The organism is Acidisphaera rubrifaciens HS-AP3, from assembly GCF_000964365.1.
Taxonomy (GTDB): domain Bacteria; phylum Pseudomonadota; class Alphaproteobacteria; order Acetobacterales; family Acetobacteraceae; genus Acidisphaera; species Acidisphaera rubrifaciens.
Genome location: NZ_BANB01000637.1, coordinates 1 through 1,958, shown reverse-complemented (window position 1 = coordinate 1,958; position 1,958 = coordinate 1). Strand labels below are relative to the sequence as shown.

The window sequence follows — 1,958 nt, the reverse complement described above, 5'->3', positions numbered from 1 at the left end:
GCGGCGGGCGCTGTCCGAGCCCTTCGCACCACCCGCGCCGTCGCCGGGCGCGGGCGCGGCATGGCTGGCGATGGCCGAGGATCTGGCGCGGCAGCTGCGCGGCCTGCCGGTCAGGACATAAGCCGGATCGCGGCGCGGCGCCGGCGCCGGGCTTGCTTCAGGCGGCGATGCCCTCGGGCGAGGGCGTCGCGTCGTCGGCATCCGTGTGGACAATGGAAACATCGGTGCCGGGGTTGGTGTCCCGCGTGTTGACCGTGGCGTGCAGCTGCCGGGCGAGGGCGGCCACGATGCTGGTCCCCAGACCGATCTTTTGGCCGGCGCCAGTGGACGGGGTCATGCCGATCCCATCATCAGCCACCGACAGCGTCCAGTCGGGCCCATGGGCGTGGTAATCAACCATGATCCGGCCCGGACGGTCATCGGGGAAGGCGTGCTTGAGGGCGTTGATCACCAGCTCCGTGACGATCAGCCCGAGGCTGATCGACACGTCGGCACTGATGACGGTGCCGTCCGCGCTGACGTCGAGCGATATCTGCGTGTGGTCGCGGATCATCGACGCGCCGAGACTCGCGCAGAGGTCGACGAGATACGGCCGCAGCACGACGTCGTCGGTGCTGGACGCGGCCAGCTGTCGCTGCACGGCGGCCACCGACATCACCCGCTGATGCGCATCGTGCAGATGGCTGCGGGTCTCGTCGGACTGCACCCGCCGGGCGCTTTGCAGCAGCACGCTGGCGATGATCTGCAGGCTGTTGGCGACGCGGTGCTGGAGTTCGCGCAGCAGCGTCGCCTTGTCGCGCTGGATGTCCTCCATCTCGCGCAGCATCGTGGCCTTGAGCGCCTCGGCGATCCTGGCCTCGGTGATGTCCGACACCGTCAGCAGCAGGCGGACCGCGCTGCCGGCGCCGTACTCCAGCTTCTGCGCGTTGATGACCAGACGCCGCGGCGGCTGCCCCTCGCGGATGAGGTCCATTTCATAGGCGCGGATATCCGCATAACCGTCCGCGGTCGCCTTCAGCAGCGACACGAGCTGGCGGACGTTCCACTCCCCATGCCCGAGGGTGAGCAGGCTGCCGCCCGTGACATTTGCCGGGTCGATCTGGAATGCGTGGCTGAATGAGGAACTCGCCGCGATGATGGTCAGCGTGTCATCGAGCAGAAGAACCGGCGAACTCGATGAAACGATCACCGCCAGGGCAAGATTTAGGTCCAGAGCGAGCGGTTGTTGCCGGGCCATGACTGGCCTCCTGATGCGATTGATTTCGGCGGATGCTCCGGCGGTTATGCGCCGCGAAGCATGGGGCCGACCCGGTCTCGGCAGTTTTATTTCAGCCCTGCTTGAACTTAACACGGCATCCCGTCGCGCGGGCAAATAAAGCCGTGATGGGCGCGAAGCGCAGGGCCGCCGCTGCGCGTCTGGTCGCCCGGCGCAACCATTGCAGGCACTTGCGCGCCGCCACCATGCGCCGCGCCGGTCGGCCCTCTTCCGCAGTCCAGCCGTCTCAGCCCCGGCTTGCCAGCGCGACGCCCGCCCCGGCCAGCGCCATGCCGGCCAGCTGCACCGGCGCCAGTCGCTCGCCGAACAGGGCGAAGGCCATCACCTCGGCGACCGGCGGGACCAGGTACAGCAGCGACGTCACGCCCGCGACGGCGCTGCGCCGGATCAGCGCCAGCAGCAGCGAGATCGCGCCGACCGACAGGCCGAGCACCGCCCAGGCGAGGCCCGCCACCACCTGCCAGCCGAAATCGACATGCCCGGGCTCGGTCAGCCACGCGACCGGCGCGGTGACGACCAGGGCGGCGGCGAACTGCACCGTCGCATGGGTGCGCAGGTCGGTCCCCGCCGCCATGCGCTTCTGCCACAGCGTCCCGAGCGTCAGCGCCACCATCCCGCCGAGGCACACCAGCGCCGGCACGGCGGGCAGGCTGCCGGCGAGCGCGTCGGCGCCCGCGCCCGG

The 1,958-nt window shown here is 70.0% G+C and carries 2 protein-coding genes; both read right to left on the bottom strand.

Annotation, left to right across the window (positions count from 1 at the left end):
• Positions 1 to 157 precede the first annotated feature (157 nt).
• Positions 158 to 1,237, bottom strand: coding sequence for a sensor histidine kinase (locus B8460_RS15650; RefSeq protein ID WP_048862545.1), 1,080 nt, complete (start codon positions 1,235 to 1,237; stop codon positions 158 to 160).
• Positions 1,238 to 1,502: 265 nt separating this feature from the next.
• Positions 1,503 to 1,958, bottom strand: a 456-nt coding sequence (locus tag B8460_RS15645; protein WP_048862544.1) for a DMT family transporter, incomplete at its 5' end; no start/stop codon positions are given.